The sequence below is a fragment of the Serratia sp. CoH_122_TC_1 genome, from assembly GCF_058191755.1.
On sequence record NZ_JBXWLA010000011.1, the window covers coordinates 119,034 to 136,606 of the forward strand.

The 17,573-nt window shown below is 54.3% G+C and carries 14 protein-coding genes; all 14 read left to right on the forward strand.

What is annotated here, in order from left to right; translation table 11 throughout:
- Window positions 1–698 precede the first annotated feature (698 nt).
- The 14 genes from lrhA to nuoN all read left to right on the forward strand — a co-directional run bounded on the left by lrhA (window position 699) and on the right by nuoN (window position 17,543).
- Window positions 699–1,634 (forward strand): transcriptional regulator LrhA, encoded by a 936-nt coding sequence (gene lrhA / locus AC2FC2_RS15645; RefSeq protein ID WP_209638919.1) that lies wholly within the window; start codon window positions 699–701, stop codon window positions 1,632–1,634.
- Between the two features lie 711 nt (window positions 1,635–2,345).
- Complete coding sequence (locus AC2FC2_RS15650; RefSeq protein WP_209638921.1) at window positions 2,346–2,786, forward strand: NADH-quinone oxidoreductase subunit A; 441 nt, start codon at window positions 2,346–2,348, stop codon at window positions 2,784–2,786.
- 23 nt (window positions 2,787–2,809) lie between these two features.
- Window positions 2,810–3,484 carry a NuoB/complex I 20 kDa subunit family protein gene (locus AC2FC2_RS15655; RefSeq protein ID WP_004947278.1) on the forward strand — a complete coding sequence of 225 codons (675 nt, stop codon included), beginning with the start codon at window positions 2,810–2,812 and terminating at the stop codon, window positions 3,482–3,484.
- Window positions 3,485–3,580: 96 nt separating this feature from the next.
- Entirely contained in the window at window positions 3,581–5,377 is a 1,797-nt protein-coding gene (nuoC, locus tag AC2FC2_RS15660) for an NADH-quinone oxidoreductase subunit C/D (RefSeq protein ID WP_209638923.1), read from the forward strand.
- 2 nt (window positions 5,378–5,379) lie between these two features.
- Window positions 5,380–5,931 (forward strand): NADH-quinone oxidoreductase subunit NuoE, encoded by a 552-nt coding sequence (gene nuoE, locus AC2FC2_RS15665; protein WP_142814764.1) that lies wholly within the window; start codon window positions 5,380–5,382, stop codon window positions 5,929–5,931.
- The gene (gene nuoF / locus AC2FC2_RS15670; RefSeq protein WP_209638925.1) at window positions 5,928–7,280 is read left to right on the forward strand and encodes an NADH-quinone oxidoreductase subunit NuoF; all 1,353 of its coding nucleotides are present in this window, start codon (window positions 5,928–5,930) and stop codon (window positions 7,278–7,280) included. The genes nuoE and nuoF overlap by 4 nt, the downstream gene beginning before the upstream one ends.
- Window positions 7,281–7,357: 77 nt before the next feature.
- On the forward strand, window positions 7,358–10,096 hold the full coding sequence (gene nuoG / locus AC2FC2_RS15675; RefSeq protein ID WP_209638927.1) for an NADH-quinone oxidoreductase subunit NuoG: 2,739 nt from the start codon (window positions 7,358–7,360) through the stop codon (window positions 10,094–10,096).
- Complete coding sequence (nuoH, locus tag AC2FC2_RS15680) at window positions 10,093–11,070, forward strand: NADH-quinone oxidoreductase subunit NuoH (protein ID WP_037420984.1); 978 nt, start codon at window positions 10,093–10,095, stop codon at window positions 11,068–11,070. The genes nuoG and nuoH overlap by 4 nt, the downstream gene beginning before the upstream one ends.
- A 14-nt stretch (window positions 11,071–11,084) precedes the next feature.
- Window positions 11,085–11,627 (forward strand): NADH-quinone oxidoreductase subunit NuoI, encoded by a 543-nt coding sequence (gene nuoI, locus AC2FC2_RS15685; protein ID WP_004947256.1) that lies wholly within the window; start codon window positions 11,085–11,087, stop codon window positions 11,625–11,627.
- A gap of 13 nt (window positions 11,628–11,640) precedes the next feature.
- Window positions 11,641–12,201, forward strand: a complete 561-nt coding sequence (gene nuoJ / locus AC2FC2_RS15690) for an NADH-quinone oxidoreductase subunit J (RefSeq protein WP_037420982.1) — start codon at window positions 11,641–11,643, stop codon at window positions 12,199–12,201.
- Window positions 12,198–12,500, forward strand: coding sequence for an NADH-quinone oxidoreductase subunit NuoK (nuoK, locus tag AC2FC2_RS15695; RefSeq protein ID WP_012146014.1), 303 nt, complete (start codon window positions 12,198–12,200; stop codon window positions 12,498–12,500). Before nuoJ ends, nuoK begins: the two co-directional genes overlap by 4 nt.
- Window positions 12,497–14,344, forward strand: a complete 1,848-nt coding sequence (gene nuoL / locus AC2FC2_RS15700; RefSeq protein WP_209638931.1) for an NADH-quinone oxidoreductase subunit L — start codon at window positions 12,497–12,499, stop codon at window positions 14,342–14,344. The genes nuoK and nuoL overlap by 4 nt, the downstream gene beginning before the upstream one ends.
- Window positions 14,345–14,549: 205 nt before the next feature.
- Window positions 14,550–16,079, forward strand: a complete 1,530-nt coding sequence (gene nuoM, locus AC2FC2_RS15705; protein WP_209639047.1) for an NADH-quinone oxidoreductase subunit M — start codon at window positions 14,550–14,552, stop codon at window positions 16,077–16,079.
- A gap of 6 nt (window positions 16,080–16,085) precedes the next feature.
- Complete coding sequence (gene nuoN / locus AC2FC2_RS15710; protein ID WP_209638933.1) at window positions 16,086–17,543, forward strand: NADH-quinone oxidoreductase subunit NuoN; 1,458 nt, start codon at window positions 16,086–16,088, stop codon at window positions 17,541–17,543.
- Window positions 17,544–17,573 lie beyond the last annotated feature (30 nt).

Consider the following 17,573-nt stretch of genomic DNA (forward strand, 5'->3'; position numbering starts at 1 on the left):
TTTGATGGGTTTTAACTCTGGTTTTTGTTTTTTTTCTGGTTTTTTGCTCTGTCATGGCGGGTGCGTACAGGTATAATTGCTCAAGGCCATCGGCGTATCAGCGCTGAGGTGTCAACGATTGTTAAGCTGGACCGAGGATTAAAACAGATAAAATGTAAAGAAATGATAATGCCAGAGTTGTCTGATGGCGAGTTGTCAATCGGCGATCCAAACTCAATGTTAAGGCCAAATTACATTAGCAATATTACAGTTTTTAACTTAAGCCGAATTTAAGTAGTTATTCCGGGATTATTTAAAGAATAAATGTTACTGGTTGAATTTATTAAATTCGTTAAAAAATGAACCGAAAGATACGGGAAAAAAAATTTACGTTTTACCGTATCGATGGACGCCGAGGCCAGTCTGGGTGCGGAAGTTGTGCAGCACAATTGGAGTGGAAATCAGGCGCGGTGAATGAGTAAAATATTTACGCTGGTAAAAATTAAACACTTTAACCACGAATAAAGTACGGTGTTCTATAAGCATCTGCGATAGATCACATTTTAAAAGGCGATAGAGGTAACGAATTAAAAGTAATTTTTTTGCCCTCCACTAATGAGTGGGGTACTGTCATGTCTGGCATCGTCCCTTTTAAACGATGTCTTAGAAACACACCAGGGTAGTTTGTAAATTAGAATTCAAAAAGTGAAGAAAACACTATGACAACTGCAAATCGTCCGATACTTAATCTCGACCTCGATCTGCTTAGAACCTTTGTTGCTGTTGCTGATTTGAATACTTTTGCGGCGGCGGCAGTTGCCGTTTGTCGTACCCAATCAGCCGTCAGTCAACAAATGCAGCGGTTAGAGCAACTGGTTGGCAAAGAGTTGTTTGCCCGTCATGGGCGCAATAAATTACTGACCGAACACGGTATTCAGCTTCTCGGCTACGCCAGGAAAATCCTGCGCTTCAACGACGAAGCCTGTACTTCACTGATGTACAACAATATAAAAGGTGTTCTGACTATCGGTGCTTCTGACGATACCGCCGATACCATCTTGCCTTTCCTGCTCAACCGCGTCACGTCAGTGTATCCAAAGCTGGCAATTGATGTTCGGGTGAAACCTAGCTCGTTTATGAACGACATGCTGGAAAACGGTGAAGTCGATCTGGCGATTACCACAACGGCGACCGAAGACCGCCCGCATATTGTGCTGCGGACTTCGCCAACCCTGTGGTATTGCTCGGCAGATTACCATTTCCAGGCGGGGGAACCTATCCCGTTGGTGGTGATGGACGAACCGAGTCCGTTCCGCGCCATGGCGATCAAGCACCTGGATGACGCCGGGATCCCATGGCGAATCGCCTATGTTGCCTCGACACTCTCTGCCGTTCGTGCTGCATGCAAGGCAGGGCTGGGGATCACCGTTCGGCCAATCGAAATGATGAGCCCGGACTTGCGGGTGTTAGGCGCGGTAGAAGGTTTGCCACCGTTGCCGGATACCCAATATGCCTTGTGCAAGGATCCAAAGTGCGCCAACGAGCTGGCAATGGCAATTTTCAGCGCCATGCAGAACGGTACGAGCAACTACAGCTTCAGTGGGCCAGGTGCTTCGCTGCAAGATGATGCTTGTCTGGTTGATGATGAGGAATAACGCCAAAACGCGTTAAACCGGATGAAAAACCTCCACCTCGGTGGAGGTTTTTTTTGGCCTAAAATCACAGAGAGTTCTATTTATAAGCAGTTAACATGATTTGTTATCTGAAAAGGTTATTTCTTCTGTTTTTATTTATGGGTGAGAACCTTTATCAGTCGAAATAAAACGCTTTCGATGATTTTTTGAACGATTAATTGCGCCAGCTAAAGGCCTGGAATCAATATGGTTATTTTGGTAGTTTGTCACGGACGTGTTTGACCGCCGAAATTGACAAAATTTATTAAAGGGCCACACTTTTTTTGAGGATTTATGCTGGAAACGTGTCCTGGATCAAAAAAATACCCCTAGGTAGTGAGTGGAAGAACAGGAGATTCCTGAGACAATGGTATAGTAAAACTGAAATGAGCATGTTGGTTTATATCTATCTGTTTCTACACAGCAATTAACTGACACGATTTAGCCTAAGCCAGGCGCATGAAATGTTAATTAAATGATATGTATGTAAACTAGTGTGTAGATACTTTTGTCAAAGTTGACAAAAGGTTATAGAAAGGAGTAAAAAGCCCACAGTAAAACGCTGCCTAACTCGCTGTAAAAGCAGTTTGTTTGTGTGGTTAATTTATCCTTCCCTTAAATCGATGTGGTGCACTAACTGCCAGATACAAGAGCAGAGCGATCGACGCCACTTTTGATGAGTAAGCATAGAGTATGTCAACAACCACTGAAGTTATCGCTCATCACTGGGCGTTCGCCGTATTTCTTGTCGTGGCTATCGGGCTTTGCGGCTTAATGCTGCTGGGTGCGTTCTTCTTGGGCGGGAGAGCCCGCGCGCGCGCCAAACACACCCCATTTGAATCAGGCATCGACTCCGTCGGCACGGCGCGTATGCGTCTGTCCGCCAAGTTCTACCTGGTCGCCATGTTCTTCGTTATTTTCGATGTTGAAGCCTTATACCTGTACGCCTGGTCGGTCTCCATTCGTGAGAGCGGTTGGGTTGGCTTTATCGAAGCCGCCATTTTCATTTTGGTGCTATTGGCTGGTCTGGTTTACCTGGTGCGCATTGGCGCATTGGACTGGACTCCGGCGCGTTCCAAGCGTCAGAGCAAACCGGGCACAATCAAGAACGCCACCAACAGTCATCCGCAGTAGTCGGTTAAAAACGAGGCATTAAGATGGACTATACGCTCACCCGCATAGACCCGAACGGTGAGAACGACCGTTACCCCCTGCAAAAACAGGAGATCGTCGCTGATCCTCTGGACCAACAGGTTCACCGCACGGTTTACATGGGTAAACTCGAGCATGCATTGCATGACATGGTGAACTGGGGGCGTAAAAACTCTATATGGCCATATAACTTCGGCCTTTCGTGCTGTTATGTGGAGATGGTGACGTCGTTTACCGCCGTTCACGACGTGGCCCGTTTTGGTGCTGAAGTATTGCGTGCTTCACCGCGTCAGGCTGACTTGATGGTTGTGGCCGGTACTTGCTTCACCAAAATGGCCCCGGTCATTCAGCGCCTGTACGAACAGATGCTGGAGCCTAAATGGGTGATCTCCATGGGCGCCTGCGCCAACTCCGGCGGCATGTACGACATCTACTCCGTTGTGCAGGGCGTGGACAAGTTCCTTCCGGTCGACGTGTATATCCCTGGCTGCCCACCGCGCCCAGAAGCGTACATGCAAGCACTGATGCTGCTGCAGGAATCCATTGGTAAAGAACGCCGCCCACTGTCTTGGGTTGTCGGCGATCAGGGCGTTTATCGCGCCAATATGCAGTCTGAAAGAGAGCGTAAACACGGCGAGCGTATCGCGGTGACCAACCTTCGGACGCCTGACGAGATTTAAGACGTTCATTTAACGTCCATCTTAGTGCGCTATTGGTTAACACAGCGAAAAGTGAACTTGCGGCGAAATAACCCTTTAGTGTGGTGAAAAAAAATTATGACAGATTCAACGACGCACGACGCCTTGCCTTCTTGGCAAACCCGGGATCACCTTGACGATCCGGTTATTGGCGAACTGCGCAACCGTTTTGGGCCGGAAGCCTTTACTGTTCAGCCCTCCCGTACCGGAATGCCCGTGGTATGGGTCAAGCCTGACCAGTTACTGGAAGTAATGACGTTTTTGAGAAAACAGCCGAAGCCTTATGTCATGCTGTTCGATCTGCATGGCGTAGACGAGCGTCTGCGTACCCACCGCGACGGCCTGCCTGCTGCGGATTTCTCTGTTTTCTATCATCTGATTTCTATCGAACGTAACCGCGATATCATGCTGAAAGTGGCACTGTCTGAAAAAGACTTGCACGTGCCCACAGCGACGAAGGTATTCCCGAATGCCAACTGGTATGAGCGTGAAACCTGGGAAATGTTCGGTATTACCTTCGACGGCCACCCGCACCTGACGCGCATCATGATGCCGCAAACCTGGGAAGGCCACCCGCTGCGTAAAGACTACCCGGCGCGTGCCACCGAATTCGATCCTTTCGTGTTGACCAAACAGAAAGAAGATCTGGAAATGGAAGCGCTGACCTTCAAGCCAGAAGATTGGGGCATGAAGCGTGGTACAGAGAACGAGGACTTCATGTTCCTTAACCTCGGTCCGAACCACCCCTCTGCGCACGGCGCATTCCGCATTATTTTGCAGTTGGATGGTGAAGAGATCGTCGACTGCGTGCCGGATATCGGTTACCACCACCGCGGTGCCGAGAAAATGGGCGAGCGCCAGTCCTGGCACAGCTACATCCCGTACACCGACCGTATCGAGTACCTCGGCGGTTGTGTGAACGAAATGCCTTATGTGCTGGCCGTTGAGAAACTGGCCGGGATCAAAGTGCCGGATCGCGTAGACACGATTCGCGTGATGCTGTCAGAGCTGTTCCGCATCAACAGTCACTTGCTGTACATCAGTACCTTTATTCAGGACGTCGGTGCAATGACCCCGGTGTTCTTCGCCTTTACCGACCGTCAGAAAATCTACGATTTGGTTGAAGCGATTACCGGTTTCCGTATGCACCCGGCCTGGTTCCGTATTGGCGGTGTTGCACACGACCTGCCACGCGGTTGGGATCGTCTGCTGCGTGAGTTCCTTGAGTGGATGCCAAAACGTCTGGACTCTTACGTCAAGGCTGCGCTGAAGAACAGTATCCTGAAAGGCCGTTCCGTTGGGGTAGCCTCCTACAACGCTAAAGAAGCATTGGAGTGGGGCGTCACTGGCGCCGGTCTGCGCGCCACCGGTATCGAGTTCGACGTGCGTAAATGGCGTCCTTATTCTGGCTACGAGAACTTCGATTTCGAAATTCCTGTCGGCGACGGCAACAGCGACTGCTATACCCGCGTGATGTTAAAGGTGGAAGAGCTGCGCCAGAGTCTGCGCATCCTTGAACAGTGCCTGAACAACATGCCGGAAGGTCCGTTCAAGGCCGATCACCCGCTGACCACGCCGCCGCCGAAAGAGCGTACGCTGCAGCACATTGAAACGCTGATCACCCACTTCCTGCAGGTTTCCTGGGGCCCGGTGATGCCAGCCAACGAATCATTCCAGATGATTGAAGCCACTAAAGGGATCAACAGCTACTACCTGACCAGCGACGGCAGCACCATGAGCTACCGCACCCGGGTACGTACGCCAAGCTTTGCGCACTTGCAGCAAATCCCAGCGGTAATCCGTGGCAGCCTGGTCTCCGACCTGATCGTCTATCTGGGTAGTATCGATTTTGTAATGTCAGATGTGGACCGCTAACTATGCATGATCAAAAAGACAATCACGCGAATAACGAAGCGCTTGAACCCATCAATGCGGCCGCTCCACAGAGCGGCGTTAATGCATTTGAGCTGAGCGCGGAAGAACGTGATGCGATCGAGCACGAAAAGCACCATTACGAGGACCCACGCGCTGCCTCCATCGAAGCACTGAAAATTGTGCAGAAGCAGCGTGGCTGGGTTCCGGACGGTGCGATTTATGCCATCGCGGAAGTGCTGGGCATTCCTGCCAGCGACGTAGAAGGCGTGGCCACGTTCTACAGCCAGATTTTCCGTCAGCCAGTAGGACGTCACGTGATCCGCTATTGTGACAGCGTTGTTTGTCATATCACCGGTTATCAGGGCATTCAGGCTGCCATTGAGAAGAAGCTGAGCATCAAACCAGGTCAAACGACCTTTGATGGTCGCTTCACTCTGCTGCCAACCTGCTGCCTGGGCAACTGCGATAAAGGGCCAACCATGATGATTGATGAGGACACTCACAGTCAGCTGAAGCCTGAAGATATCGAGACGCTACTGGAGCAGTATCAATGATTAAAGACATTGTACGCACTCCCGAAATGCACCCGCTGACCTGGCGGCTGCGCGACGACAAACAGCCTGTTTGGCTGGATGAATACCGCAGCAAGAACGGTTACGCAGGCGCTGAAAAAGCCATTAAGGGCCTGGCCCCGGACGAGATCGTCACCCTGGTAAAAGACGCCGGGTTGAAAGGTCGCGGTGGCGCCGGTTTCTCCACCGGTCTGAAGTGGAGCCTGATGCCGAAAGACGAATCCATGAACATCCGTTACCTGCTGTGTAACGCCGATGAAATGGAGCCGGGCACCTATAAAGACCGCCTGCTGATGGAGCAACTGCCGCACCTGTTGGTTGAAGGCATGTTGATCTCTGCGTTCGCGTTGAAGGCTTACCGTGGCTATATCTTCTTGCGTGGTGAGTACATCGAAGCGGCGGTGCATCTGCGCCGTGCGATCGCTGAAGCCACCGAAGCCGGTTATTTGGGCAAGAATATTATGGGCAGCGGCTTTGACTTTGAGCTGATTGTTCATACCGGTGCGGGTCGTTATATCTGTGGCGAAGAAACCGCATTGATCAACTCGCTGGAAGGCCGCCGTGCCAACCCGCGTTCCAAGCCACCTTTCCCGGCTTCTTCCGGTGTTTGGGGCAAACCGACTTGCGTGAATAACGTAGAAACCCTGTGTAACGTTCCGGCGATCCTGGCGAACGGTATTGACTGGTACAAGGGGATCTCCGCCGGTAAGAGTAACGACGCCGGGACCAAACTGATGGGCTTCTCCGGCCGGGTGAAAAACCCAGGCGTTTGGGAACTGCCGTTTGGCACCACCGCGCGTGAAATTCTGGAAGATTACGCCGGCGGCATGCGTGACGGATTGCGTTTTAAAGCCTGGCAGCCCGGCGGCGCAGGGACAGACTTCCTGACTGCCGATCACCTTGATCTGCCGATGGACTTCGAGAACATCGGTAAAGCCGGCAGCCGTCTTGGCACTGCGCTGGCGATGGCGGTGGACCACGAAATCGGCATGGTTCCGTTGGTGCGCAACCTGGAAGAGTTCTTCGCTCGCGAGTCCTGCGGTTGGTGTACGCCATGTCGCGACGGCTTGCCGTGGAGCGTGAAGATCCTGCGTGCGTTGGAAAATGGCCAAGGGCAGCCGGGGGATATCGAAACCCTCGAGCAGCTGTGCCGTTCCCTCGGCCCGGGCAAAACCTTCTGCGCCCATGCGCCAGGTGCCGTAGAGCCACTGCAAAGCGCAATTAAATATTTCCGTGAAGAGTTCGAAGCGGGTATCGCCGTGAAGCATTTCAGTAACGCGCATGCGATTGGCGGCATTCAGCCGAACAACCTGCTGAAGCAGCGCTGGTAAGCCGAACTCGCCCGAACACGGCCAGAATTTTTGATTAACGCCTGCCGTAAGGCAGGCCACTTGGAAGCATGCTGACTATGGCTACGATTCATGTAGACGGCAAAGAATACGATGTAGATGGAGCTGACAACCTGTTGCAGGCTTGTCTCTCTCTCGGCCTCGATATTCCTTACTTTTGCTGGCATCCGGCGCTGGGAAGCGTCGGCGCTTGCCGCCAATGTGCGGTAAAGCAATACCAAAACGCGGAAGATACGCGTGGCCGTTTGGTGATGTCTTGTATGACACCGGCATCCGATGGAACCTTTATTTCCATCGACGATGGCGAAGCCAAACAGTTCCGTGAAAGCGTGGTTGAGTGGTTGATGACCAACCACCCGCACGACTGTCCGGTATGTGAAGAAGGCGGTAACTGTCACCTGCAGGATATGACAGTAATGACCGGCCACAGCTTCCGTAAATACCGCTTCAGTAAGCGTACCCATAACAACCAGGAACTGGGGCCGTTTATCTCGCATGAGATGAACCGCTGCATCGCCTGCTACCGTTGTGTGCGCTACTACAAGGATTATGCGGACGGTACCGATTTCGGTGTGTACGGTGCTCACGACAACGTCTACTTTGGCCGCGTCGAGAGCGGTACGCTGGAAAGCGAGTTCTCCGGTAACCTGGTAGAAGTGTGCCCGACCGGCGTGTTCACCGACAAAACGCACTCCGAGCGTTATAACCGTAAATGGGACATGCAGTTTGCGCCAAGCATCTGCCAGCAGTGCAGCATCGGCTGTAACACCAGCCCGGGTGAGCGCTATGGCGAACTGCGTCGCATCGAAAACCGTTATAACGGCAGCGTGAACCACTATTTCCTGTGTGACCGTGGCCGCTTTGGTTATGGCTACGTGAACCAGAAAGATCGTCCGCGCCAGCCACAACAGCTGCGCGGTGACGACTGGATCACCCTGAATGCCGAACAAGCCATGCAGGGCGCGGCGGACATTCTGCGTCAGGCAAAGAAAACCATCGGTATTGGTTCACCACGCGCCAGCCTGGAAAGCAACTTCGCACTGCGCGAATTGGTGGGTGCCGAGAACTTCTACACCGGTATCTCGCAGGCCGAACAGGGTCGTTTGAACCTGATGCTGAACGTGCTGCAAAACAGCGGCGTTTACACGCCGGCACTGCGTGAAATCGAAGGCTACGACGCGGTATTGGTGTTGGGTGAAGATCTCACCCAGACCGGTGCGCGTATCGCGCTGTCAGTACGTCAGGCGGTGAAAGGCAAGGCCCGTGCCATGGCGGCGGCCCAGCGTGTTGCCGACTGGCAGATCGCTGCGATCCAAAACATTGGTCAGCATGCCAAATACCCGCTGTTCGTGACCAACGTGGACGACACGCGTCTGGATGACATTGCGGCATGGAACTACCGTGCACCGGTGGATGAGCAGGCGCGCTTCGGCTTCGCTATTGCCCATGCGCTGGACAATGCGGCACCTGCGGTTAGCGATCTGGCTGGCGGTCTGAACAAGAAAGTCGACATCATCGTGCAGGCGCTGACCGACGCGCGCAAACCGTTGATCATCACCGGCAGCAACGCCGGTAGCGAAGCTATCATCGAAGCGGCGGCCAACATCGCCAAAGCGCTGAAGGATCGCGGTTCTGACGTGGGTATCACCTTCGTAGCCAGCGCTGCCAACAGCATCGGTTTGTCGATGATCGGCGGCGGTTCACTTGATCAGGCTTTGACGCAGTTGGAAAACGGCGAAGCCGACACCGCTATCGTCATGGAAAACGATCTCTACCGGCATGCGTCGGCGGCGAAAGTGGACGCGGCGCTGGCCAAGGTCAGCAACCTGATTGTCGCGGACCATCAACGCACTGCTGTGATGGAAAAGGCTAACCTGATCCTGTCGGCGGCAAGTTTTGCCGAGAGTGACGGTACGTTGGTCAACCAGGAAGGCCGCGCACAGCGCTTCTTCCAGGTCTACGATCCTGCCTACTACGACGATGCCAAAAAGAATCAGTTTACCGTGATGCTGGAAAGCTGGCGCTGGATGCACTCGCTGCACTCTACCTACACCAGTCGCCACGTGGATTGGACGCAGCTCGACGACGTGATCGCCGCCTGTGTTAATGCACTGCCGCAACTGCAGGGTATCGTCGATGCAGCACCGGACGCGAGCTTCCGTATTCGTGGTCAGAAACTGGCGCGTTCTCCAATTCGTTCCAGCGGCCGTACGGCCATGCGCGCCAATATTAGCGTGCATGAACCGCGTCAACCGCAGGATAAAGACACCATGTTTGCCTTCTCAATGGAAGGGAACAACAGCCCGCTGGCCGATCGTCAGCAGATCCCATTCGCCTGGGCGCCAGGTTGGAACTCACCGCAGGCATGGAACAAGTTCCAGGCCGAAGTGGGTGGCAAGTTGCGTCATGGCGATCCGGGTGTACGCCTGATCGAAGCAGGGGAGGGCAAGCTGGGTTACTTTACCAACGTGCCTGCCGCCTTTGGTCATGAGCAAGGCTGGCGTGTTGCGCCGTATTACCATTTGTTCGGCAGTGACGAAATGTCACAGCGTTCTGGTGTAATTCAGCAACGTATGCCAGAGGCTTATGTCATGGTGAACCCGGCGGATGCGGCTGCGCTTGGCGTCAATGCCGGTGCGCTGGTGGAGTTCAGCTGTGCGGGCCAGACATTGCGTCTGCCAGTACGCCTGAGTGAAGCCCTGACCCAGGGACAGGTGGGGTTACCGCTTGGCTTACCTGGGATCCCGCCAGTACTGGTGGGTGCGACGGTTGAAAATCTGCGGGAGGCGACACGATGAGCTGGTTTACCCCTGAGGTGATCGACATTCTGATTGCCATTCTTAAAGCGGTAGTGATCCTGCTGGTCGTAGTGAGCTGTGGGGCATTCATGAGCTTCGGCGAACGTCGTTTGCTCGGTTTGTTCCAGAACCGTTATGGACCAAACCGTGTCGGCTGGGGCGGCTCGCTGCAGCTGGTCGCCGACATGATCAAAATGTTCTTCAAGGAAGACTGGGTACCGAAATTCTCCGACCGGGTGATCTTTACCCTGGCGCCGATGATCGCCTTTACTTCCCTGTTGCTGGCATTTGCCATTGTTCCGGTCAGCCCGACCTGGGCAGTGTCCGACCTCAATATCGGTATTTTGTTCTTCCTGATGATGGCTGGCCTGGCGGTATATGCCGTGCTGTTCGCGGGTTGGTCGAGCAACAACAAATACTCGCTGTTGGGGGCGATGCGTGCTTCCGCACAAACCCTGAGCTATGAAGTGTTCATCGGCCTGTCGCTGATGGGCGTGGTCGCGCAGGCGGACTCCTTCAACATGCAAACCATCGTTGAATCTCAGGCGCATCTGTGGAACGTCATCCCGCAATTCTTCGGCTTCGTGACCTTTGCGATTGCCGGCGTTGCGGTGTGCCACCGCCATCCGTTTGACCAACCGGAAGCTGAGCAGGAACTGGCTGACGGTTACCACATTGAATATTCCGGCATGAAGTTCGGTCTGTTCTTTGTGGGTGAGTACATCGGTATCGTCACCGTTTCTGCCCTGATTGTGACGTTGTTCTTCGGTGGCTGGCAGGGTCCATTCCTGCCGCCATTCATCTGGTTCGCGCTGAAAACGGCTTTCTTCATGATGATGTTTATTCTGATTCGTGCTGCTCTGCCGCGTCCGCGCTATGACCAGGTGATGGCCTTCGGCTGGAAAGTGTGCCTGCCGCTGACGCTGCTGAACCTGCTGGCGACCGCCGCAGTCATTTTGTACAACGCTCAATAAGGGGTGAATAAACCATGACATTGAAAGAGTTATTGGTTGGTTTCGGCACCCAGGTGCGCAGCATTTGGATGATAGGCTTGCACGCCTTCGCCAAGCGCGAAACCCAGATGTATCCGGAAGAACCGGTTTACCTGCCACCGCGCTACCGTGGCCGTATTGTGCTGACGCGCGATCCGGACGGTGAAGAACGCTGTGTGGCATGTAACCTGTGTGCGGTTGCCTGCCCGGTGGGCTGTATCTCGCTGCAAAAAGCAGAACAGAAAGACGGCCGCTGGTACCCGGAATTCTTCCGCATCAACTTCTCGCGCTGCATTTTCTGCGGCCTGTGCGAAGAGGCTTGCCCGACTACCGCGATCCAGCTGACGCCGGATTTCGAAATGGGTGAGTTCAAGCGCCAGGATCTGGTGTACGAAAAAGAAGATCTGTTGATCTCGGGGCCGGGTAAATATCCGGAATATAACTTCTACCGGATGGCCGGTATGGCGATTGACGGCAAAGCCAAGGGCGAAGCCGAAAACGAAGCCAAACCGATCGACGTCAAAGGTCTGTTGCCTTAAGGAGCCAGCAAGCATGGAAATTGCCTTTTATCTGGCAGGTTTGATTGCGGTGGTCGCGACAATTCGCGTGATCTCGCATACCAACCCTGTGCATGCGTTGCTGTATCTGATCGTCTCGCTATTGGCGATCTCTGCAGTCTTTTTCTCACTCGGCGCGTACTTCGCCGCAGCGCTGGAAATCATCGTTTACGCGGGCGCCATCATGGTGTTGTTCGTGTTCGTGGTGATGATGCTGAACCTTGGCAACGCGGTGCAGCAGCAAGAGCGTGATTGGCTGAAGCCGTCTGTGTGGATTGGCCCGGGCCTGTTGTCGCTGGCGCTATTAGCGGTACTGATTGTCGCTATCCGTAGCGTGTCTGATCAGGGCATCAGCGGTGACATGGTCGACGCGAAAGCGGTAGGGATCAGCCTGTTTGGTCCTTACGTTCTGGCGGTCGAGCTGGCTTCAATGCTGTTGTTGGCAGGTCTGGTTGTTGCCTTCCACATTGGCCGTGAGCACAAACCGGGTGAAGTGTTGAGTAACGCCCCGGCCAGTAGCGAAATGGCGAGAAGAAAATCGGAGGAGCAAGCATGATCCCTCTTCAACATGGTTTGATCCTGGCGGCGATCCTGTTCGTCCTTGGTCTGACCGGGTTACTGGTTCGTCGCAATCTGCTGTTTATGCTGATCAGTCTGGAAGTGATGATCAATGCTGCGGCATTGGCGTTTATCGTCGCGGGTAGCTACTGGGGCCAACCGGATGGGCAGGTGATGTACATCCTGGCGATCAGTTTGGCGGCAGCCGAGGCCAGTATTGGTCTGGCGTTGCTGCTGCAGCTCTACCGTCGTCGTCATACCCTGAATATTGATACTGTCAGTGAGATGCGCGGATGAACCTATTATATTTAACTATTCTGCTACCGCTGATCGGGTTCCTGCTGTTGGCCTTTTCCCGTGGCCGCTGGTCTGAAAACGTTTCGGCGACCGTTGGCGTAGGCTCTATCGGCCTTGCTGCGTTGGTTACTGTGCATGTGGCGATGGACTTTTTCGCCCAGAAAGCCACCGGCGTACAGCTGTTTGAGCAAAGCCTGTGGAACTGGATGACCGTCGGCAACTTCAACATCGGCGTGACGCTGACGTTGGACGGGCTGTCGTTGACCATGCTGTCAGTGGTCACCGGTGTGGGTTTCTTCATCCACATGTTCGCGTCCTGGTACATGCGCGGTGAAGAAGGCTACTCACGCTTCTTCGCTTACACCAACCTGTTTATCGCCAGCATGGTGGTATTGGTTCTGGCAGACAACCTGTTGCTGCTGTACCTGGGTTGGGAAGGCGTGGGCCTGTGCAGCTACCTGTTGATCGGTTTCTACTATAAAGATCCGGCCAACGGTGCGGCGGCGATGAAAGCCTTCATCGTGACCCGCGTTGGTGACGTGTTCCTGGCGTTTGCGTTGTTCATTCTCTACAACGAACTGGGCACGCTGAACATCCGTGAACTGATGATCCTGGCACCGCAAAAACTGGCGGTCGGCGATACGGCGATCACCTGGGCTACCTTGATGTTGCTGGGCGGCGCGGTCGGTAAGTCGGCGCAGCTGCCGTTGCAGACCTGGTTGGCGGACGCAATGGCGGGTCCAACCCCGGTTTCAGCATTGATCCACGCTGCAACCATGGTAACCGCGGGTGTCTACCTGATTGCACGTACTCACGGCCTGTTCCTGATGGCACCGGAAGTCCTGCATCTGGTGGGTATTATCGGGGCAGTGACCCTGGTACTGGCGGGCTTTGCCGCACTGGTCCAAACGGATATCAAGCGCGTACTTGCCTACTCCACCATGAGCCAGATTGGTTACATGTTCCTGGCGTTGGGCGTACAGGCGTGGGATGCGGCTATCTTCCACCTGATGACCCATGCCTTCTTCAAGGCGCTGTTGTTCCTGTCCTCCGGTTCGGTGATTTTGGCCTGCCATCACGAGCAGAACATCTTCAAGATGGGTGGCCTGCGCAAGAGCATTCCGCTGGTCTACGTCTGCTTCCTGGTGGGGGGCGCTGCGCTGTCGGCATTGCCGCTGATCACCGCGGGCTTCTTCAGTAAGGATGAGATCCTGGCCGGCGCGATGGCCAACGGACACATTAACCTGATGATTGCCGGTTTGGTCGGTGCATTCATGACCTCACTGTATACCTTCCGTATGATTTTCATCGTGTTCCATGGCGAGGAGAAAATCAAAGCGCATGCCGGTAAAGGCATCACTCACCACCTGCCACTGTTGGTTCTGCTGGTGCTGTCCACCTTCGTCGGCGCGATGATTGTGCCGCCGTTGCAGGGTGTACTGCCAGATACCACCGAGTTGGCGCACGGTAGCGTGCTGCAGCTGGAGATCACCTCCGGCGTAGTGGCTATCGTCGGCATTCTGCTGGCGGCGGCGCTGTGGCTGGGCAAACGTAGCCTGGTTACCCGTATCGCCAAAAGCGCACCAGGGCGTTTCTTCTCGACCTGGTGGTTCCATGCCTGGGGCTTCGACTGGCTGTACGACAAAGTGTTCGTCAAGCCGTACCTGGGTATTGCGAAGTTGCTGCAACGCGATCCGCTGAACTCGATGATGAACCTGCCGGCCATCTTCTCCCGCTGGGGGAACCGAGGTCTGACAGTCAGCGAGAACGGTCAGGTGCGTTGGTATATAGCGTCTATGGGTGTGGGTGCAGTGGTGGTGCTAGCTCTGTTGATTTTGGTTTAACAGAGAGTAGACACAATTATCGGGCGTAGCGTCCGTTAACACGGCGCTATGCGGAATGTTTTATACCGTATGAATTTCGCGTTGTGGCTAGGCGGCAAGTGTGCAAATCCCCAGGGGCTTACTGAAGTATGTGACCGGGGTGAACAGACGTAGCCAACAACGCCACAGCGTGAAAGACAACGGTAGAATAGGGACACAAAACGCCATGCTATTACCTTGGCTAATTCTTATCCCCTTTATTGGCGGTCTGCTGTGCTGGCAGTTTGAGCGCTTCGGTACTAAGGTGCCGCGCTGGATTGCGTTGATCGCAATGGGGCTGACATTGGCGCTTTCTCTGCATCTGTGGATGCAGGGTGGCTACACGTTGACTACGCCGAAAGGCATTCCGCAGTGGCAGTCTGAATTCCTGCTGCCGTGGATCCCGCGTTTTGGTATTTCTATCCACCTGGCGCTGGATGGCCTTTCACTGCTGATGGTGGTGCTGACCGGCCTGCTGGGCGTGTTGGCTATCCTCTGTTCCTGGCGTGAAATCCAGAAATACCAGGGCTTCTTCCACCTGAACCTGCTGTGGATCCTGGGTGGGGTAATCGGCGTGTTCCTCGCCATCGACATGTTCCTGTTCTTCTTCTTCTGGGAAATGATGTTGGTGCCGATGTACTTCCTGATTGCACTCTGGGGTCACAAGGCGTCGGACGGGAAAACCCGCATCACTGCGGCCACCAAGTTCTTCATCTACACCCAGGCCAGCGGTCTGGTGATGCTGATTGCCATTTTGGGCCTGGTGTTCGTGCACTACAACGCGACCGGCGTGTGGACCTTTGATTACGAAGACCTGCTGCAAACGCCAATGTCACATAACGTGCAATACCTGCTGATGCTGGGCTTCTTCATCGCCTTTGCGGTGAAAATGCCGGTAGTGCCATTGCACGGCTGGTTGCCGGATGCGCATAGCCAGGCACCAACCGCGGGTTCTGTGGACCTGGCGGGGATCTTGCTGAAAACCGCGGCCTACGGTCTGTTGCGTTTCAGCTTGCCATTGTTCCCGGAAGCTTCACATGAGTTTGCGCCAATTGCGATGTGGTTGGGCGTGGTCGGTATCTTCTACGGTGCCTGGATGGCGTTTGCACAGACCGATATCAAGCGTCTGATTGCTTATACCTCCGTTTCCCATATGGGCTTCGTACTGATTGCCATCTACACGGGCAGCCAACTGGCTTACCAGGGCGCGGTGATCCAGATGATTGCGCACGGGCTGTCAGCGGCCGGTATGTTCATCATCTGCGGGCAATTGTATGAACGTCTGCATACCCGTGACATGCGTGAGATGGGTGGCTTGTGGGGACGTATTAAATACATTCCTGCGCTGTCGCTGTTCTTTGCAGTGGCGACGTTGGGGATGCCGGGTACCGGTAACTTCGTCGGTGAATTCATGATCCTGTTCGGCAGCTACCAGGTTGTACCGGTGATCACCGTGATTTCTACCTTCGGTCTGGTGTTTGCTTCGGTTTACTCGTTGATCATGATGCAGCGCGCCTACTACGGCAAAGCCAAGTCTGACCAACCGTTGCCGGGCATGACCGCGCGTGAGCTGTTCATCATTCTGCTACTGGTGGTGTTGCTGGTTCTGCTCGGGGTTTACCCGCAGCCGATTCTGGACACTTCTCATGCGGCGATGAGCAACGTGCAACACTGGTTTGGTTCATCAGTTTCAGCAATTTCAACAACAAGGCCGTAATTCGCCATGACAATAACTCCTCAACAACTGATCGCATTGCTACCACTGTTGATCGTCGGATTGACGGTGGTGGTTGTGATGCTTGGCATTGCGTGGCGACGCGACCACTTTATCAACGCCACTCTCACCGTGATCGGTCTCAACCTGGCGCTGCTTTCGCTGTACTTTGTCGGCCAGGCTGGCCCAATGGACGTCACCCCGCTGCTGCGGGTTGACGGCTACTCGATGTTCTATACCGGGCTGGTGATACTGGCGAGTCTGGCGACCTGTACCTTTGCCTATCCTTGGCTGGTCGGTTACCCGGACAACCGCGAAGAGTTCTACCTGCTGGTGCTGATTGCTACCCTGGGTGGCATTCTGCTGGCGAGCGCCAACCATCTGGCGTCGCTGTTCCTCGGTATTGAACTGATCTCGCTGCCGCTGTTTGGCCTGGTGGGTTATGCCTACCGCCAAAAGCGCCCATTGGAAGCGGCCATCAAGTACATGCTGTTGTCCGCTGCGGCATCATCATTCCTGCTGTTCGGTATGGCGCTCCTGTATGCAGAGTCTGGTGACCTGTCACTGGCTGGCCTGGGCAAGAGCCTGCAGGAAAACATGATGCACCAGCCGCTGATCCTGGCGGGTATGGGCATGATGATTGTCGGTTTGGGCTTCAAACTGTCTCTGGTGCCGTTCCAACTGTGGACACCTGATGTGTATCAAGGGGCGCCTGCGCCGGTTTCAACCTTCCTGGCCACCGCCAGCAAGATTGCAATCTTCGCGGTAGTGATGCGTCTGTTCCTGTATGCCCCGGCCGCCGATAGCGAAGCGTTGCGTATGGTACTGGCAATCATTGCGGTTTGTTCGATTCTGTTCGGCAACCTGATGGCCATCAGCCAGACCAACATCAAGCGTCTGTTGGGTTACTCGTCGATTGCCCATCTGGGTTATCTGCTGGTGGCGTTGATTGCGGTGCAAACCCATCAACTGTCGCTGGAAACCGCCGGTGTTTATCTGGCAGGTTACCTGTTCAGCAGCCTGGGTGCGTTCGGTGTGGTCAGCTTGATGTCCAGTCCGTACCGTGGTCCAGATGCTGATTCACTGTTCTCTTACCGTGGTCTGTTCTGGCATAAGCCAATCCTGTCTGCGGTGATGACGGTGATGATGTTATCACTGGCCGGTATTCCGATGACGCTGGGCTTTATCGGTAAGTTCTTTGTTATCGCGATGGGTGTCAGTGCTCACCTGTGGTGGTTGACCGGCGCAGTGGTGCTGGGCAGTGCCATTGGTTTGTACTACTACCTGCGTGTCACCGTCAGCCTGTTCCTCAGCGCACCGGAAGCATTGCAGCGTGATACCCCGAATAACTGGGCGTTGACCGCCGGCGGTGTCGTAGTGCTGATTTCTGCCGCGTTGGTGTTGCTGTTGGGTGTTTATCCGCAGCCGCTGATTACGCTGGTGCAGATGGCACAGCCGATGTTCTGATAGGCATCACGGCAGTAAGAAAGGTCGCTT

Coding starts and splice junctions, on each gene's coding strand:
- lrhA (WP_209638919.1), top strand. CDS start 699: ATGACAACTGCAAATCGTCCGATACTTAATCTCGACCTCGATCTGCTT.
- AC2FC2_RS15650 (WP_209638921.1), top strand. CDS start 2,346: ATGTCAACAACCACTGAAGTTATCGCTCATCACTGGGCGTTCGCCGTA.
- AC2FC2_RS15655 (WP_004947278.1), top strand. CDS start 2,810: ATGGACTATACGCTCACCCGCATAGACCCGAACGGTGAGAACGACCGT.
- nuoC (WP_209638923.1), top strand. CDS start 3,581: ATGACAGATTCAACGACGCACGACGCCTTGCCTTCTTGGCAAACCCGG.
- nuoE (WP_142814764.1), top strand. CDS start 5,380: ATGCATGATCAAAAAGACAATCACGCGAATAACGAAGCGCTTGAACCC.
- nuoF (WP_209638925.1), top strand. CDS start 5,928: ATGATTAAAGACATTGTACGCACTCCCGAAATGCACCCGCTGACCTGG.
- nuoG (WP_209638927.1), top strand. CDS start 7,358: ATGGCTACGATTCATGTAGACGGCAAAGAATACGATGTAGATGGAGCT.
- nuoH (WP_037420984.1), top strand. CDS start 10,093: ATGAGCTGGTTTACCCCTGAGGTGATCGACATTCTGATTGCCATTCTT.
- nuoI (WP_004947256.1), top strand. CDS start 11,085: ATGACATTGAAAGAGTTATTGGTTGGTTTCGGCACCCAGGTGCGCAGC.
- nuoJ (WP_037420982.1), top strand. CDS start 11,641: ATGGAAATTGCCTTTTATCTGGCAGGTTTGATTGCGGTGGTCGCGACA.
- nuoK (WP_012146014.1), top strand. CDS start 12,198: ATGATCCCTCTTCAACATGGTTTGATCCTGGCGGCGATCCTGTTCGTC.
- nuoL (WP_209638931.1), top strand. CDS start 12,497: ATGAACCTATTATATTTAACTATTCTGCTACCGCTGATCGGGTTCCTG.
- nuoM (WP_209639047.1), top strand. CDS start 14,550: ATGCTATTACCTTGGCTAATTCTTATCCCCTTTATTGGCGGTCTGCTG.
- nuoN (WP_209638933.1), top strand. CDS start 16,086: ATGACAATAACTCCTCAACAACTGATCGCATTGCTACCACTGTTGATC.